Here is a 17283-nt window from a genome sequence, read left to right as displayed (position 1 = left end):
CTTATAAGTTATCGAATTCTTTTTCTTTTTCATCAGCTTCCATTTTTCCGCTTTCAGAATCTTTATAATCAATGACATGCATTTCTTTATCTTTTTTAGTTTCTAACTCTATTTCAGTGTCTGCAGGTACTTCAGTTATCAAAATTTCACCATCGTATGGAGAGATACCTGCATAAGTTTTGCCTTTATATTCAAAAGGCTTAACTTTAGCTGTGAAATCAGGTTTGAATTCTTTAGTGCGTAATTTTAAATTAGGATTTTCCGGTTCCATTTCTAAGGTGCCGTCTGTTGCTGGTGAGAAGTTATAACCGTTCCCCTCGACTTTATGATTTTTTTGATAGATAAATTTTTCAATCTTAGTAAAATTGTCAATGGTAGTCACTAAAGGATTCATATTATCGCTGTCTTTTTTCTCTATTTCAGCTAAATGATCCATTTTCTTTAATACTTCATCAGGACTGGTTTTTAAGAACTTTCCTAGTCTTAAATCATCATTACTATAGACGAAAAATTGACGTGCTTGGTTATTCTTTACGTAAATCACTTGGCTGACTGAAGCCTCATTGAGTGAATTAGTGTTTACTTTAACTGGTTGATGTTTATCATCTTCTCCGCCTGTTTCGACTCCAGGACTTGCTCGATAGAGAATGTGCGGTTTCCCATCTGCAAATATATCTGAAAGTGTAATTTCTTTATAATGCTTCTGGGTTGTTTGTTCACTCTTATTTTCAGAATCAGAAGTAGTTGCAGTAGTTGATTTGTCACTGTGCTTTTGGTCATTTTCGTCACTATTACTTTGACCACAACCCGCTATAAGAAGCGGAGCTGCAATCAAAAGTGCAGGGATTAATTTTTTCAAGTTGTGCCTCCTGAATTTGTTTTGATTTCTTGATTTAAATACGTTTTTTGCATCTCTAACATCGCGTCGATGACCTTATGAAGCAGAGAAGCAGGTTCAATAACTCGAATGCGAGAATGGTAAATAAAGACGAGAGAAAGTGCGTTCGGTTCGGGTATCTGCATCCGAACAAGAACTACATCGTCTGCTTCTTGTTGTAATAGTTCTGAGGTGTAATAAGGGCGGAGTTTATCAAAAACTTCCAATGTCATTTCAAAGGTGACAGAGATTTTAGGATAATGACGAAAGGTTTTAGGATTAATTAAATCAGGACGATTGAGATAATAACTCTCAGCTTTAGCATCATATAAAATCTGCGTCTGCCAAGATCCATTCTCATACAAATAATTCCTTAAATTATCAATATCACGTTGAATTGTACGTTTATTCACATCAAAGCGTTCAGCCAAATCAGATTTATTCACCGTCTGACGCTGCACCAGCCTTGTGTAAATATTTAAAATGCGATATGCCTGTTCCATAATCCTCACCTCAATCCGCTAACACTATGATACAAAAGAGATATAGGCACGAAGCGTCACTTTGGCGAGAATTTTGAAATTCGCTATAATACTTATTGCAATAGGGTTTCAAACAATTTACTTTTAAATTTTTCTTTCGATAAAGACATCTCATGTCCAACCGACCTCCTTATTTAAATTCGTGGCCGGATCTACACGTTGGCCCCTAGGACAACGTGTTTTAAAGCCTCTTCATTTTTGAAAAAGAAAAGATGGGAGAGTGGGCACAAGCTTGAGAGGATATTTTTTTCAGAGGTTTTGTGAAGATTTTCGATGATAAAAAAACGGCAGGGCTCAAAACGAAAGTTTTGAGCCCTGCCGGCGCGGTTTTTATTTTTAAGGTTACTTATTTCACATTCAGTAATTCTAATACTTTTTCAGCGACCCCTTTAGGCGATTGTGGATTTTGACCTGTAACAAGGTGGCCGTCTTGCACGACGTAAGGACGAAACGGCAAGAAACCTCTACTGTAGTCTGCGGCTTCATTTTTTAATTTAGTTTCTAACATAAAAGGTACTAATTTTTTACGGTTTGCTAATTTTTCTTCTATATTAGAGAAGCCTGTTAAACGTTTGCCATCGACATAGTAACGTCCATCACGGCCTTTGAAGTCGAGAAAAGCACAAATACCATGACATACAGCTGAAACAACGCCGCCATTTTCTCTGACAGCTGCAATAACGCGCTGAATATCTGGATTTCCTGGGAAATCATACATTACACCATGACCGCCTGTGAAATAAACCGCATTATAATCGGTAGGTGCGACTTCTTTAATAGAAGGTGAATTTTTCAATAGTGTCATAAATGTATCATCATTTAAATATTTCTTAGTAAGTTTATCTAACATAAAACGTGACGTACTCACGGGATCAATCGGTGTTAAACCACCTTTTGTATTCACGATATCAATTTGTACGTGGTTTTGGTGCAATAGATCATAGAAGTGGACAAGTTCTCCTAACCATAATCCTGTTGGAACATCTGAATCTGCAAAGTGATCCGTACTTGTATTAACGATTAAAACTTTCTTAACCACGGTCATCCCTCCATACTTTCAATAAGTATATTCATTATATAGTATTCTTACCCTCAAACCTATGTGATATGCACTTCTGCAGTTTCAAAAGGATATTAATCCACTCGGTTTAGTTAACTTTAAATTTAAATTATTAACTATATTTAATTTTTTATTTAACTTTAATTAATGGGCATCGATGAGAATTGCGAGTAAAATAAATGGTGTTGATAAACAAAGTTGAACATCCGTATACACAGAAATCATCAAGAACTTACATCATAGTCTTGCAACAGAACAGTTATTACATCTATTGAATCAACTTCTCATCTAGAAACCACCTCAGTATTTTCATCTGTATCAGAGATTAAGCGTATTATCGACAGCGTAAGTTTTTCACAGGTAGATATTATTCCTTCACTTCATAAAGAATATCGAGCATCGCTTGATAACAGTCACAATATTCTCCTAATAGAATAATATCTCTCTCAGTTAAATAAAATTGAGAATGACTCGTACAACTCCCAAGACGTCACTTCGAAATTTCTCAATTCTTTGCCGTATGCTCTTATGATGATCATATCCCTGTCCTCATAAATACATACGGTTTTTTTATTTTATATCTACGCATTCGCCAGGAAGAACAGGCGATGTCGCATCCATATTAAAGTTAAGAGTATCTTTTAAGTGGTCAGTCGCTTTCAAGTACTCTTTTTCTGAAAAAAGATTGTAAGGTGGCAGGTTGGTGGAACTTCCGAAAAGGTTGTACAATAACAGATAAGAATACTCGGGAGTGGATTTTTATGTTGAATGTCAAAGCACCAAAGGATCTTTATTTGAAGGGCGACGAACGTGCGGTGTTGCTGTTGCATTCGTTTACGGGTACGGTCCAGGATATCAAAGCGATTGCTGAAACTTTAAATGAGGAAGGCTTTACGTGTTATGCGCCTTGTTATTCGGGGCATGGTTTACCGGTGTCTGAATTTGTGCGCCATGATATTTTGGATTGGTGGAAGGACGTTGAGGCAGCGTATCAGTTTTTGCGCAATGAAGGTTATGAGCAGATTGATGCAATCGGTGTGTCGTTAGGCGGTATCTTTTCTCTGAAATTGGCTGAGCGGTTCGAAATCGGTCGAGTAGTAGGCATGTCTATTCCTTATGAGAAGAAAGAAGCGGGTGTGTTGGAACGTTTGACTGCTTATGGCGAGCGTTTGCAGCATTATATTTTATGTACAGCAGAAGAACAGGCTGAAGAAATGGCGCATGTGCCGGAGTATCGTTCGGGAGCAATTCGGTTTGAAGGATTTACGGATCAAACGATGCAGCAATTAGATAAGATTCATGCACCGGCGTTATTATTATACGGCGGAAAAGATGAACCGTCTTATCGTGAGAGTGCCTTTAAAATAGAAGCGCAATTGTCAAACGTGCAAGATAAAACGGTCGAATGCTTTGAAAATGCAGGACATCTTATGCCACACAGCCCAGATAAAACAGCTATTATTGAAAGAATTGTGGATTTTATGTGTAAAGCGTAATAATTGCGTAAAAATAATTTACAAGGATACTCTAAATAGCGTAATATATATAAAAATAGTGATAAACAATCTATTTTTTAGATACATTTAATTTATGTCGTTATTCAATGTGAAGTCGTAGTTACAAAATTATTGAGTTAAGTTAATGAATGAATAAAGAATTTCGTATTTTAATGGAATTTTTATAATAATAGTAATATTTTTGTGTAAACATGATAGAATTGAGACAAGTGTCATTTCGAAATCGAAAGAAGAGTGGGGGAAGTCCGTATTGAGAACTGAAATTATAGATAATGCAATTGAATTGTTTGCACAGAAAAGTTATTTCGGCTGTACATTAGATGAATTAGCTAAAAGTGTAGATATAAAGAAAGCAAGCTTATATTATTATTTCCCGAGTAAAGCCGCAATTTATCGTGAGTGTACCCAACGTTGTATTGATTATTTCGACCGCGTGATTAAAGTACAGAAAAATAAAAGCGCTTCCACATTGACTTTAGGTAATTTAAAACAATTTATCTTGGATACTGTATTTAAAACAGATATTAATTATTTACGTTTGTATTTGCAATTTACGCAAGCGCCAGATGAATTTAAAGAAGAGTTATATGAAGGCGTTTCAGGTTTGCATGAGAAATTAGATGACGTTTTTAAACGTTACTATGAAACAAATGACATTGAAGTTTCCTTTAAAGAATATCGTGAATTAGTATTGGGCGTCATGGAAAGCGGATTTATCCGTACAACGTTTATTAATTATTTCGATGAACTCAGCTATCGTCGTAAAACTTTAAAATTAGACGTCGCAAACATGTTAGATTTATTATTTGAATTGAATGAAACTGTAAAAGATAATCAATAAAACAGAGTATTAATTTCATATAGATTAAGCACATGGAGGTTGGCCGAATACTACGGCGCAATCTCTTTTATTTTGTTTGAACCCTGTGATGACAGGAAGAAAGAGGACACAGAAGCGAAAAGCGCAGTTGCTGAATAGCTGAAATTGTGATATAGTTTACTTAATTACTTAAACGCTTTAACGCTTTAAAGTAAACATCAAAAACATTACTCATTTAACTTTTTAAAATTATGCAATTCACAATTAGAACGGTTTAATTCTAGTATTAATTCAACTCTAATGCGATATAACATACAGAGAGAAAAGGATGAACGAAGTGTCTAAACAATCACAATGGAAAACGTCAACTGGCTTTATTTTAGCGAGCGCGGGCTCCGCAATCGGACTCGGTGCCATGTGGAAATTCCCATATATGGCCGGAGTATACGGTGGAGGCGCGTTCTTACTTATGTTTTTAATCTTCACTATATTTATCGGTCTCCCTTTACTGATTATGGAATTCACGATTGGTAAACTCGGCCGTACTTATACCACTGCCATTTTTGGAAAGCTTTCCGGCAAGAAGTGGACCAATATTATCGGCTGGAGCGGAAATCTAGCAGTCTTCGTGCTCTTCGGCTTCTATAGTGTAGTCGGCGGCTGGATAATTATCTATATTGCACAAGTAGCCATGCAGCTGTTCGGATTGGGAAGCGGATCACTTGCGGATATTCATTTTGACCAAGTTATCAGCAATCCAGTATATACTATCACGGGCCAAGGTATCTTTATTTTAATTACTATGGTCATTGTGATGCTAGGAGTAGAACATGGTTTAGAGAAAGCATCCAAAGTAATGATGCCTTTGCTCTTCATTTTCTTAATCCTGATTGTAATTAAATCATTATCACTAGATGGGGCAGCAGATGGCGTACGCTTCATCTTAGAACCGCGCATGGAAGATTTATCGATGCAAGGCGTGCTCTTTGCCTTAGGACAATCTTTCTTCGCATTGTCACTCGGTACAACCGGCATGATTACCTATGCCAGTTATGCACCGAAGGAAATGACCATTAAAACATCCGCGCTGTCCATCGTCATTATGAACATTATCGTATCCTTGCTTGCAGGACTGGCAATTTTCCCAGCCATCAACGCATTCGGTTACAAACCAGAAGAAGGACCCGGCTTACTCTTTAAAGTCTTGCCGCGCGTCTTCGAACAAATGAGTTTCGGAACAGGTTTCTACCTGATATTCCTTATCTTGTTCCTATTCGCAGCACTGACTTCATCCATTTCATTGCTCGAATTGAACGTTTCCAACTTCACCAAGAACGATAACCGCAAACGTACCAAAGTCGCAATTATCGGCAGCGTGCTCGTCTTCTTGCTTAGCATACCCGCGACCCTGTCATTCAGCAGCTTAAGCGGTATTCATTTCGGCGCCGGCAGCATCTTCGACAACATGGACTTCCTCGTGTCCAACATCTTGATGCCTTTAGGCGCACTAGCAACTACCCTCTTTGTAGGCCAGTTGTTGAAAAAGAAAGACTTGGAGAGCGTCTTCGGCCGCGATAAGTTGAAACTCTTTGTGCCTTGGTATTACTTAGTAAAATACATTTTGCCCGCAGTCATATTGTTAGTCTTTGTTATGCAATTATTTAAATAGAAGCTTCAGAACAGAAGGGAAAACTCAGCAACATTTCCTCTTCTGTTCTTTTTTTGTAAGAGAAAATAAATAGAAATAGCTTAATTGCAATATGTGCCCTAATGGGTTATAATCCATATCAGTATAGTAGGAATAAAGGGAGAGTTTCAAAGTGGTAATGGAATCGGGCCATTCTGCTTGGAATTCTCGGGGAGGACACTCATGATTGCATTTGATTTAATCGGCAATACACCTCTAGTCAAATTGGAATCGTTCAGCGATGACAACGTTGAGATTTATGCGAAATTAGAGCAGTACAATCCTGGCGGCAGCGTGAAAGACCGCTTAGGCAAATATCTAATCGAACAAGCAATGGAACGCGGACAAATTCAACGTGGCGATACGATTGTAGAAGCTTCAGCTGGTAATACCGGAATTGGATTAGCCATTGCGGCCAATCATTATGGTTTGCGTTGTGTGATTTATGCGCCAGAAGGTTTCGCAGCTGAAAAGATAGCGATTATGGAAGCCTTAGGTGCAGAAGTTATCCGCACACCGCAAAATGGCGGTATGATTGGTGCACAAAATGCTGCTAAAGCTTATGCGGCAGAACATGGCGCGTATTACACTAACCAATTCGAAACAGAGGACAATCCAGGTGCTTACCGCGACACGTTAGCACAAGAAATTTTGAAGGAATTACCGGAATTCGATTATTTCGTAGCCGGCGTCGGTTCTGGGGGTACTTTTACAGGAACAGCTGAAGGCTTAGCAGAACGTCATGCTCAAAACATTCTGGTTGAACCTGAAGGGTCCATCTTGAACGGCGGACCTAGACATCTGCATGATACGGAAGGCATCGGTTCTGAAAAATGGCCGGGCTTCTTGGAAAAAGATTTAGTATCAGAAATCTTAACTATCAGTGATGCAGACGCATTTAAAAATGTTAAACAACTCGCATTGCAAGAAGGTATATTAGCCGGCAGTTCATCGGGGGCTGCATTGCAAGGCGCTTTAGAAATAAAGCAACGTATCGACAAGGGAATTATTGTTACTATCTTCCCAGACGGCAGTGACCGTTACATGTCGAAAGCAATTTTTAATTATCAAAGCAAATAAAGCATTTTTCAAACCTATTGAATAAAGGAGTCGAAAGAGATAATGAAAAAGAAAACACAAATGGTTCATGGCGGACATACAACTGATGATTACACAGGTGCGGTAACAACACCGATTTATCAAACAAGCACTTATTTACAAGATGATATTGGTGATTTACGTGAAGGATACGAATATTCACGTAGCGGCAACCCAACACGTGCAGCTTTAGAAAGCACAATTGCTGACTTAGAAGGCGGACGTTTCGGTTACGCATTCGGTTCAGGTGTGGCAGCTATTTCTGCAGTCGTAATGTTATTAGACAAAGGTGACCATATCGTAGTGAATTCTGACGTTTATGGCGGTACTTTCCGCGTGTTGACGAAAGTCTTCAAGCGTTTAGGTATCGATGCAGATTTCGTAGATACAACGCACACTGAAAATATTGAAAAAGCAATCAAACCAGAAACTAAAATGTTGTTTATCGAAACACCATCTAACCCACTATTACGTGTGACAGATATCCAAGCTTCAGCTGATATCGCACGCAAACACAACTTGATTTCAGTAGTGGATAACACATTCATGTCACCTTATTTCCAAAATCCATTAGCTTTAGGTGCTGACATTGTCTTGCATTCAGCTTCTAAATATATCGGCGGACACAGTGATGTTATCGCTGGATTAGTCGTGACTGATAACGAAGCATTAGCTGAACGCATCGGCTTCATCCAAAACTCAACAGGCGGTATCTTAGGACCTCAAGACAGCTACTTGTTGATTCGCGGTATTAAAACATTGGCATTACGTATGGATCAAGTGAGCCGCAACGCTGTGGCAGTCACTGAAATGTTATCAGAACATCCAAATGTGGAAGCAGTCTTCCACCCAAGCTTGAAAGATCATTTAAATCATGATGTGCAGGAACGCCAAGCTTCTGGCCACACAGGCGTTGTTTCCTTTGTCGTGAAAGATGTCGACGCTGCTAAAGCAGTCATTCGTGAAACTGAATACTTCACATTAGCAGAAAGCTTAGGTGCGGTTGAAAGCTTAATCTCTGTGCCGGCGCTTATGACACACGCTTCTATTCCTAAAGATGTACGTGAAAAAGAAGGCATTGCAGACGGACTTATCCGTTTATCAGTAGGTATTGAAGATACAGATGATATCGTAGCTGATTTAAAACAAGCATTAGATAAATTGAACTAATAGAGATAGATGGAAATGCGCTTACCCAATGAGGTAGGCGCTTTTTTTATACGAAAATTATTTTGAGAATGGTTAGAAATTTGTGTAGAATAGAAAACAATTCTATCAATTAGGGGAGTTGTTTGGATTGCAGCCGATTATCCACGGATTTCTACTCGCGCTAGGTTTGATTTTGCCTTTAGGCGCACAAAATGTCTTTGTTTTTAACCAAGGGGCCAATCAGAAGAAATGGATCAAGGCCCTGCCGGTAATCATAACTGCCGGATTATGCGACACTTTGCTGATTGTACTCGCCATTTTAGGCATGTCGTTGGTATTAATGTCATTACCGGTGTTGCAGCTGATTGTATATATCGTCGGACTTATCTTTCTGCTCTATATGGCTTGGTCATTATGGAGAGAAAAGCCTGATAAATTGCAGAATTTCGAGCCGATGAGTGCGCGCAAACAAGTCGGATTCGCGCTGTCTGTTTCATTGCTGAACCCGCATGCCATTATGGATACTATCGGCGTAATTGGAACGAGCGCCTCAGTCTATAATGGACTCGATAAAGTCTTGTTCACAGTAGCCACCGTCTCAGTCTCCTGGTTGTGGTTTATCTTCTTAGCAGTCGCAGGCCGAATGCTAGGTTCTGTCGATAAAACAGGCAGATATATTGTGATACTGAATAAAGTATCGAGCGTTATTATTTTAATCGTCAGTTTTGTAATTGTGAAACATATTATTCAATTGTTGTAAGCGGTAGTGTGTTGGAAAGGCACTCTTCTTGAGTTGCCTGCTTTCCAAGTCTTTCTTTTTCCATGATATAGTGGAGGAAAGGGAGGCTTTGCGATGACAAATTTTCAACAGTTGGACCGTTATTTAGAGATGGATACGAAACAGAAAGCTGCGGATTTAGCGACGTTGAACATGTTGATCCGCCACTATATGCTGCACGTGCCGTTTGAGAATATCAATGTCCAGAATGGCTGGCCGCTTGCGTTGACGGATGAAGCGATGATGCACAAGGTTGTGGACGAGCATCGAGGCGGTTTCTGTTATGAAATGAATTATTTCTTCAAACATTATTTAGAGTACTATGGATTTAAGGTGGGTGCGATGTCTGCGACGGTCATGAGCCCGAATGGTTGGGCGCGCGAGAATTCGCATATGTCGCTGGTTGTGACAGTGGATGATACGGAATATGTCGTCGATATCGGCTTTGGCGACATGCCGAAATTTGCTCTGCCCCTGCATACTTGTCCGGCAGAAGGAATGCGTGACGTGACCGGCGTGTATCGAGTGCACTTTGCGGATGCACAGCATTATGATGTGCAGAAATGGTCGGAAGCGGATGAGGAGTGGCACATACAATATCGAGCGTTGTATCAACCGAAGTCGTTGGAAGATTTCGCAGACGGTATCGACTTCAATCAGCACCATCCCGATTCCCCGTTTGTGAAAGGCCTGCTCATCACGAAAGCCACTGAGACCGGGCGCCATACGATGACTGAGCGACGGCTTACTATTTTGTCTAAGGGGGAAAAGAAAGCCTTGGATGTGAGACCTACCAATTATGAGGGGCTCTTGTCGAAGTATTTTGGTATTCCAGAGATGCAGATAGCAACATTTAATGCGTGAAGCGGTTGAAAACATGTAAAGAGGCAGTGTTGGAGCTATTTGAGAGTGCTCCAGCACTTTTTTTATTATGAATGAAAGCGCTTACTAAATTCATTTTTTAAAGTAGAAAAATGAATTGTAATCTAAATGTCATCTAATAAATATATTAAGTAACACGACAATGTGTATAATAATTAAGTGTATAGGTGGAAAAGAGAGATGATTATCAGCGGGTTCATCATGCAAGGGCAAAGCGAGAGATGAACGTGAAACTGATAGGTAGAATATAAAATTGTCAGGAGGCATTTCCATTGCAAAAGAAAATTATAGCTGCCGTTGTTGGGACAGGAGCCGTTTCTGCTATAGCAACTGCAGGAGCAGCCGATGCAGCAACAACATATCGCGTTCAAAGCGGTGACTCTTTATGGTCCATTGCGCAGCGTTACAACACGTCTATTGCGAATATAAAGTCGCTTAATAACTTAAGTTCTAACTTAATTTTCCCGAATCAAGTTATCAAGGTATCAGGGACAAGCACGTCAACGAATCGCAGCACGTCTAGCAGTTCATCTGTATCAGGCGGTTCGACTTACACGGTAAGAGCAGGTGATTCTTTATCACTGATTGCTTCTAAATATGGGACATCTTACCAAAATATTATGAAACTTAATGGATTGAACAGTTTCTTAATTCATCCAGGCCAAGTCTTGAAAGTATCTGGGACAGCTTCTGCACCAGCAGCTTCAAACAATACAACAAGAACGCAACCAAATACAGCAACAGGTTCAACTTATACTGTTCAACCTGGAGATTCTTTGTCTTTGATTGCTTCTAAATATAATACAACTTACCAAAATATCATGAACTTGAATGGTTTAAATAGTTTCTTGATTTTCCCTGGTCAAAAGTTAAAAGTAACAGGCTCTACAGCGACAGTGACTAAATCTCCATCACCTGCAGCATCAACTGGTGCAGGCGGATATTATTCTCCTGTCTTCAATCATTCAAACTTATATGATTGGGGTCAGTGTACATGGCATGCATTCAACCGTCGTGCTCAAATCGGCAAAGGCATCAGTACTTACTGGTGGAATGCGAACAACTGGGATAGCGGCGCACGTGCAGATGGTTATACTGTCGATCATAATCCGACAGTAGGTTCTATCATGCAATCAGATGCGGGATACTACGGCCACGTTGCCTTCGTAGAACGCGTGAATGGCGACGGCAGTATTACTGTCTCTGAAATGAACTATTCAGCAGGCCCAGGCATTTTAACTTATCGTACAATTCCAGCAAGCCAAAGAGGTTACTTTAATTATATTCATTAATTCATAGACTTTGAAAAATATGCCCAGAGGCGTTCTGCCTCTGGGTTTTTGAGTTCGGAAAAATGATACGGGATTGTGTTGAGCGGAGAGGGGCAGTTGCGCCCCAATATGAAAGAGCGGGACATTGTTTCTGTCCCGCTCTTTCCTTTAAACATTTATAATTGTGTGTTTTTATATTCTATTTCGTCAGTTTCAGCGTTATAATCCACTAATAAATCAAGCCCTTTAAAGAACCATTCGTCAGATTCATTAATGTAAAAAGTGATTCTGTCAACAGTAACAGAAGCGGATGCATTTTTATCATGTGGTTCAACTTTGAAAGCAGTTGTAAAATGTTCATGTAATCCTGTGTGTACATAAGTTTGAACATAGAAATTCACTTTAGCACCCGGTTCTAAGTCCAATTCATCTCTAAACCACTTCAAAGCTTTGTCTGTAACTTCAATTTTCATAATGTTTCCCTCCTGGATGTCTTAACATAGTGTGTTTGGTGTGTTTAATTATGAGATTGTGAATTAATTCACTATCTAACGTGATTATATCAGATTTAAGCGAAAGTAGATATAAAAATTTGATATACTAGCTAAAAATAAGACCTAGAAAGGAACATGATAAAGATGATACGTTGTGTCTGTCTCGTAGCAGAAACTGAAGAACAAATTCTCTTAGTCCAAGCACATAATCGTGCAAAATATTACTTCCCTGGAGGAAAAATAGATCCAGGTGAAACACAAATTGAAGCACTCATACGTGAAATATCTGAAGAGCTGAACCTTGAACTTTCACCCTCAGAAGTAGAATACATTGGGACAGTTATTGGGCCTGCGTACCCGCAAAAGAATGCACAGACAGAGCTGAACTGTTATAGAGTACTTCATGAAATTGACTGGAACGAACTCCGCCCGGCTGGAGAAATTACTGACCTGCGTTGGATATCAAAGCGCGATACGCAACATATTGCGCCAGCTGTTTTAAAATGGATAGAGAATAATAAAACGGATATTTGAGCTTTCTCAGCCAAATATCCGTTTTAGCTTTATTTGAAATCGTAATCAATTTCGTCTTTTTCTTGATTATATTCAATATATAAATCATAACCTTTAAAGAACCATTCGTCAGATTCATTAACATAAAAACTGATATCTTCAACAGTTATTTCAGCTGCAGCTTCTTTATCATTCGGATCAAATTTAAATCCTAACATAAAGTTATCATGTAATTTGCTGCTTCCATAGGTTTGTACAAAGAAATTAATTTTATCGCCAGCCTCTAAATCAACTTCTTCTTTAAACCAATTTAAAGCATCCTCTGTAATGTGGATTTCCATGGTGTACCTCCTCGTTTTCTCTTTCAGTTCGCTTACTTATCATTATAAGTGGTTTGTTCTGAATAAGAAATAGGCTGCTAGCCTGATTTTTCCAGAGGATTATGCAAATAGTTCTCGAGCAACTTCTCGCGCTTGTTGAAGTGATAGTGAATGATAAGCAGTATCTTCAGAGATAGTGGGAGCATGCCCAATTTGTTCATTATAATATTGTTCTAAAGCCTCTTCATCTTTGAAAAATTGAATATAAGGACAGCAATTAACTGAGCATTGGCTATCTGGACATAAATCTTTGTAAAGTACGCGCAGGTCAGGATAGTCTGTCAGATTGTGTATCTTATTATTTTCTACTGATAATTGAATAGGCGTATTTGTTTCTGCACACACTGTGTCTATTTTGATAGGTGTTTTAAGTGTATCGCATACTCCAATCGCATCGACTGCGCACATCGCATAAATAGTTTGCTTTGTCTCGGTTAAAGTTACCTTAAAGTGATTCGACTTTAATGAAAAAGGATAGAGACATGTAATTTGATCATCTTCGATATTCAATACATGTTTATCTAATAATGCTTGGTACTTAGATTTGAACGGAATCGTTTTAGTAGGATGATTTAATATTTGTTGAATCAGTTTGTGACGAAGATGTTGTTCTTTGGGATTAAGTTGCGCTTTAAAATTAAAAGTTTTCATAACGTTGCTCCTCGCTTATTTGTTTATAAAACGTAATGATTTTGATTTAAGTTTAAAGCTAAATCTGAAAAAGTGCAAAAGGAGCGGAACAGAAAAATTTTTCTGTTCCGCTCCCTGTCAGCTTATTTACTGCGCAACTCTTTGAAGCGATTATAAGATGTTGCGAATACTGCTATTAAGTTGCTGAATGAAAAGACTTTAGTTAAGAAGCGGCCTGATTTCAAGGCTGTGTAGAAATCAAGGATACCTCCGACTACATTGATTGCTAAGCCGACTTGTGATAATTTGCGGCTCTTAGAACGTACAATATAAGTGTTATAAATTTCAATACCGAATCCTACTGTATTCAAAACGTTAGAAAGACGGCGTAATTTTGATTTTGGTTGTCTTGCCATGTAGAAGTAATCCTCCTTGTGTGATTTTTTTTCAGTGCTATCTATTATAACATTACTTATTCTTTTGCACGATGATTACACTCGTGCATGCGCCGTTCGGTAGCGGCGGGCGGTTGTATGTTATGTTTGTTCGTCGGATACCGGTTGTGTGGCTTTTTTGCCAGAATGGCGGTGAATGAGCCAGGAGGTAATCCAGGCGGTAATTGGAATGCTGAGTGCGACTGCGATGCCTCCGAAGAGTATGGACACGAATTCTTGGGTGAATATTTTGGCGTTGATGATGTGTCCGAATGAGTAATTGAGTTTGAAGAACCAAAAGAATAGTGTCAGTTGTCCTCCGAAATAGGCGAGGTAGATGGTGTTGGCTGAGGTTGCCAGGATTTCTCGTCCTACGCGCATTCCGGATTGGAAGAGTTCTGTGCGACTGAGATTCGGATTGGTTTCGCTCAATTCGTACATGGGTGAGCTGATGGTGATGGCTAAATCGACGACGGCTGCTATGACGGCGAGTACGGTGGTAAAGACCATGAATTGAATCATGTTGATGCCGATGTTCATGGAATACACATAAGTTTCGTCTTGTTGTTCTGTCGCGAAGCCTTGCAGGTGGCCGGTTGCGACTGCGAAGTAAATGACGCCTAATAGGATGGCTGTGGTCAGACAGGTGCCGATAAAGGCGGCTTGAGTCTTGACGTTATAACCGTTTAATCCAAATAAATTGAGGCTGGCAACTGCGAGACAGAAGAGTATTGCCACGATCGGAATCGGTAATTTCAAGACGATGGCTACGAGAGCGATGAGTACCATCAGAAAGTTCAAGAAGAGCATGCCGTATGAAATGGCACCTTTCTTGCCTCCGAAAATAATCATCAGAATCAAAAGGATTAAAGCTAAAATTAATACTGCGCTCATGTGTGTTCACCTCGCAATTTAGCCCATACTTGCATGAGCAGGATGGTAATCGGAATGGTTAATACGATGCCGATGCCACCGATTAAAGCACGCGCAATTTCTAATGACCAGTTCATGGAAATGGTATAAGTAATCGTGTTGGCGTTTCTGAGGTAGATCAACATCATCGGCAGACTGCCGGCTAAGTATGAAAAGAGCAGAATATTCGTCATCGTTCCCATGATATCTTGACCGATGTTACGTCCTGCTAAAGCCCAGCGTGTCATGTTGATGTTCGGTGTGCGTTGCCAAATTTCATACATTCCGCTCGCAATGGTGATAGCAACGTCCATGACAGCGCCGAGTGTACCGACGATGACTGATGCCATGAAGACTTCTTTAGGTGGCAAGGTCAGGAAACTCATGGTTTCGTATTTAATGCCGGCGCCACCAGTTGAACGTATGACGATTTCGGCGATACCGACACATAGGAAAGTGCCTATAAGCGTACTGACAATCGTGATAGCGGTTCGCCAATGCCATCCTGTAACCAGTAACAAGGTGACGGCGGTTGCTAGAATAACAGCAATGCTCATCAGTAAGAATAAACTGGTTGCTGGAAAGGCATTATGAATCGCAATTGCGCCGATAACTGCTGCGGTGTTGAAGATCAGTGAGAGTATCGATTGGATACCTACTTTACGCCCGACCCATAACACAATGAAAATAAAAATACCTGTCATGAAAATGACTAAGGTATCGCGCTTCTTCTCAATTATATTGGCGTCGCTCGGATGTTTATTGATATGCAGGAGCACTTTGTCGTGCGGGTTGAATTTTTCAGAGTCCGCTTGTGATGCATAATACGTATTACTGATATGGCCGCTTTGCCCTTTGAATTTACCATTCAACACGCGGATAGTCAGCTTATCAGAATGCTTTGTATCTTGGTTGTGATGTTCATCGGTAACTTGTTCGGTCTTCAAATGTTGCACCTGTGTAATTTCACCGATAGGCATGCGATAAAAACGTGCATTATTCATGGTGAAAATTAAAGCGCCGAGAAAGAGCACTATAAAGGTAAGCAATACCCACGTAAAGGGCTGCTTGAATTTATTTTGATATGACATGATGTGAAAACACCTCATAAATTTGTATAGTTTCAATAGACAACGCGATTATACGCTTAATGAAATGAGAATTCCAATGATTGTGTGGAAAAGGAAGATAAGCAAAAGAGGGGATGAACGAAAATAACCTGTAGAAGCGGTTATTTTCGTTCCGGCAGTATTTCTGAAAATATGTCAACAGATTAATGATAGACCGACGTATGTGATAATAAACCAGTAATTTCATCTTGCAGCGCCTTTAATTCAGGCTTGTGATTATCTTTATGTACCACTACACAAATCGTTCGTTTGAGTTCAGTATGCGTTAAAGATAAACGCTCCCAATCTTCGCTTTCTTTTAATAATGCATATTGCGGCGCAAAAACGTATCCTCTATTTTTCTTTAACAGATAAGCAGCTAAACGTGTTGATGAAATACGGTGAATAGAATTTCGGGTCGTTTGCTCAATTTGTTGGATTAAGGCACCTGGCATTTCAGATAAAGAAAATAGTGTGCATTGATTTAATTGGTTAAGCGGAGGTTGTGTCGCAGAAGCTAACGGATCTTGTTTCGGCACATATAATGCATAAGCGTCTTCAAATAATGGCGTAACTTCTAAGTCATTACGGTGCTTTAAGTCGGCAGACAAATCCATAAATGCCACATCAATTTCTCTTGTTAAGAGCATATGCAGCAGTGTTTCATTGTCTTTCATTAATGGCAACAGTGTTGTTGGATGTTCATTTTCAAATTTTTGAACCAACAACGGCAGCAACTGCGCCACATAACTTTCTACATAACCCATTTTAATACGTTTAGACTCAGCCTCTTGTTCTTGACGGAACATCTTCAAAGTTTGTTCGCTTTGCTCTACTATCTTTGCAGCTTCAGTCAAAAATCGCTGGCCTGCTTTAGTTAAATAAATATTTCTGCCTTCTCTTCTGAAAAGAGAAACATTCAGTTCGTCTTCTAATTGCGAAATTTGTCTGCTGATTGCGGATTGGGCGATGTTTAATTCTAAAGCTGCTTCGGATAAATGTTCACGTTTTGCGACCTCAATAAAGTATTTGAGTTGTTTGAATTCCATATTCTGCACCCCGCTTATTGTTCTAATAATTAGAATAATATCATCTAATTTCCGTATTGAACAGAAGAATCGCCTTCTATA

Annotated in this window: 19 protein-coding genes; 9 read left to right on the top strand and 10 right to left on the bottom strand. The window is 39.4% G+C overall.

Annotated features, from left to right (window positions below):
• Position 1: 1 nt before the first annotated feature.
• The 3 genes from CNQ82_RS00665 to CNQ82_RS00655 all read right to left on the bottom strand — a co-directional run bounded on the left by CNQ82_RS00665 (position 2) and on the right by CNQ82_RS00655 (position 2464).
• Complete coding sequence (locus CNQ82_RS00665) at positions 2 to 859, bottom strand: hypothetical protein (protein WP_123143623.1); 858 nt, start codon at positions 857 to 859, stop codon at positions 2 to 4.
• Entirely contained in the window at positions 856 to 1380 is a 525-nt protein-coding gene (locus CNQ82_RS00660; protein ID WP_123143622.1) for an HTH domain-containing protein, read from the bottom strand. The genes CNQ82_RS00665 and CNQ82_RS00660 overlap by 4 nt, the downstream gene beginning before the upstream one ends.
• Before the next feature lie 385 nt (positions 1381 to 1765).
• On the bottom strand, positions 1766 to 2464 hold the full coding sequence (locus CNQ82_RS00655; RefSeq protein WP_164711914.1) for a type 1 glutamine amidotransferase domain-containing protein: 699 nt from the start codon (positions 2462 to 2464) through the stop codon (positions 1766 to 1768).
• A 776-nt stretch (positions 2465 to 3240) separates the two neighbouring features.
• Between CNQ82_RS00655 and CNQ82_RS00650 the strand changes: the two genes are divergently transcribed.
• The 8 genes from CNQ82_RS00650 to CNQ82_RS00615 all read left to right on the top strand — a co-directional run bounded on the left by CNQ82_RS00650 (position 3241) and on the right by CNQ82_RS00615 (position 11702).
• Positions 3241 to 3975 carry an alpha/beta hydrolase gene (locus tag CNQ82_RS00650; RefSeq protein WP_123143620.1) on the top strand — a complete coding sequence of 245 codons (735 nt, stop codon included), beginning with the start codon at positions 3241 to 3243 and terminating at the stop codon, positions 3973 to 3975.
• 271 nt (positions 3976 to 4246) lie between these two features.
• Positions 4247 to 4837, top strand: coding sequence for a TetR/AcrR family transcriptional regulator (locus CNQ82_RS00645; RefSeq protein ID WP_123143619.1), 591 nt, complete (start codon positions 4247 to 4249; stop codon positions 4835 to 4837).
• A 316-nt stretch (positions 4838 to 5153) separates the two neighbouring features.
• Positions 5154 to 6485, top strand: a complete 1332-nt coding sequence (locus CNQ82_RS00640) for a sodium-dependent transporter (protein ID WP_123143618.1) — start codon at positions 5154 to 5156, stop codon at positions 6483 to 6485.
• 201 nt (positions 6486 to 6686) lie between these two features.
• Entirely contained in the window at positions 6687 to 7583 is an 897-nt protein-coding gene (locus CNQ82_RS00635) for a PLP-dependent cysteine synthase family protein (protein WP_123143617.1), read from the top strand.
• Between the two features lie 42 nt (positions 7584 to 7625).
• Positions 7626 to 8771, top strand: a complete 1146-nt coding sequence (locus CNQ82_RS00630) for a bifunctional cystathionine gamma-lyase/homocysteine desulfhydrase (protein WP_123143616.1) — start codon at positions 7626 to 7628, stop codon at positions 8769 to 8771.
• 127 nt (positions 8772 to 8898) lie between these two features.
• Positions 8899 to 9510 (top strand): LysE/ArgO family amino acid transporter, encoded by a 612-nt coding sequence (locus CNQ82_RS00625; RefSeq protein WP_123143615.1) that lies wholly within the window; start codon positions 8899 to 8901, stop codon positions 9508 to 9510.
• Positions 9511 to 9603: 93 nt separating this feature from the next.
• Complete coding sequence (locus CNQ82_RS00620; protein WP_123143614.1) at positions 9604 to 10392, top strand: arylamine N-acetyltransferase family protein; 789 nt, start codon at positions 9604 to 9606, stop codon at positions 10390 to 10392.
• 290 nt (positions 10393 to 10682) lie between these two features.
• Positions 10683 to 11702 (top strand): LysM peptidoglycan-binding domain-containing protein, encoded by a 1020-nt coding sequence (locus tag CNQ82_RS00615; protein WP_123143613.1) that lies wholly within the window; start codon positions 10683 to 10685, stop codon positions 11700 to 11702.
• A 155-nt stretch (positions 11703 to 11857) separates the two neighbouring features.
• Here the strand turns inward: CNQ82_RS00615 and CNQ82_RS00610 are convergent, their stop codons facing one another.
• Positions 11858 to 12154, bottom strand: coding sequence for a HesB/YadR/YfhF family protein (locus CNQ82_RS00610; RefSeq protein ID WP_123143612.1), 297 nt, complete (start codon positions 12152 to 12154; stop codon positions 11858 to 11860).
• A 165-nt stretch (positions 12155 to 12319) separates the two neighbouring features.
• On the opposite strand from CNQ82_RS00610, the gene CNQ82_RS00605 reads away from it, so the two are divergent.
• A complete protein-coding gene (locus CNQ82_RS00605; protein WP_123143611.1) occupies positions 12320 to 12709 on the top strand; it encodes an NUDIX hydrolase in 390 nt (129 codons plus the stop codon).
• Between the two features lie 29 nt (positions 12710 to 12738).
• Here CNQ82_RS00605 and CNQ82_RS00600 read toward each other — a convergent pair whose 3' ends face one another.
• From CNQ82_RS00600 to gltC, 6 genes are all read right to left on the bottom strand, one after another.
• A complete protein-coding gene (locus CNQ82_RS00600) occupies positions 12739 to 13029 on the bottom strand; it encodes a HesB/YadR/YfhF family protein (RefSeq protein WP_123143610.1) in 291 nt (96 codons plus the stop codon).
• 99 nt (positions 13030 to 13128) lie between these two features.
• On the bottom strand, positions 13129 to 13719 hold the full coding sequence (gene merB / locus CNQ82_RS00595) for an organomercurial lyase (RefSeq protein WP_123143609.1): 591 nt from the start codon (positions 13717 to 13719) through the stop codon (positions 13129 to 13131).
• Between the two features lie 122 nt (positions 13720 to 13841).
• Positions 13842 to 14114 carry a hypothetical protein gene (locus CNQ82_RS00590; RefSeq protein WP_123143608.1) on the bottom strand — a complete coding sequence of 91 codons (273 nt, stop codon included), beginning with the start codon at positions 14112 to 14114 and terminating at the stop codon, positions 13842 to 13844.
• Between the two features lie 120 nt (positions 14115 to 14234).
• Positions 14235 to 15026, bottom strand: a complete 792-nt coding sequence (locus CNQ82_RS00585) for a YibE/F family protein (RefSeq protein WP_123143607.1) — start codon at positions 15024 to 15026, stop codon at positions 14235 to 14237.
• Positions 15023 to 16135 carry a YibE/F family protein gene (locus CNQ82_RS00580; RefSeq protein ID WP_123143606.1) on the bottom strand — a complete coding sequence of 371 codons (1113 nt, stop codon included), beginning with the start codon at positions 16133 to 16135 and terminating at the stop codon, positions 15023 to 15025. The genes CNQ82_RS00585 and CNQ82_RS00580 overlap by 4 nt, the downstream gene beginning before the upstream one ends.
• Positions 16136 to 16317: 182 nt before the next feature.
• The gene (gltC, locus tag CNQ82_RS00575) at positions 16318 to 17202 is read right to left on the bottom strand and encodes a glutamate biosynthesis transcriptional regulator GltC (protein WP_123143605.1); all 885 of its coding nucleotides are present in this window, start codon (positions 17200 to 17202) and stop codon (positions 16318 to 16320) included.
• Between the last annotated feature and the right edge of the window lie 81 nt (positions 17203 to 17283).

It is taken from the genome of Staphylococcus debuckii (genome assembly GCF_003718735.1).
Lineage (GTDB): Bacteria > Bacillota > Bacilli > Staphylococcales > Staphylococcaceae > Staphylococcus > Staphylococcus debuckii.
Note: the sequence above shows the minus strand (reverse complement) of the source record. Positions and strands in the feature narration are given on the sequence as shown.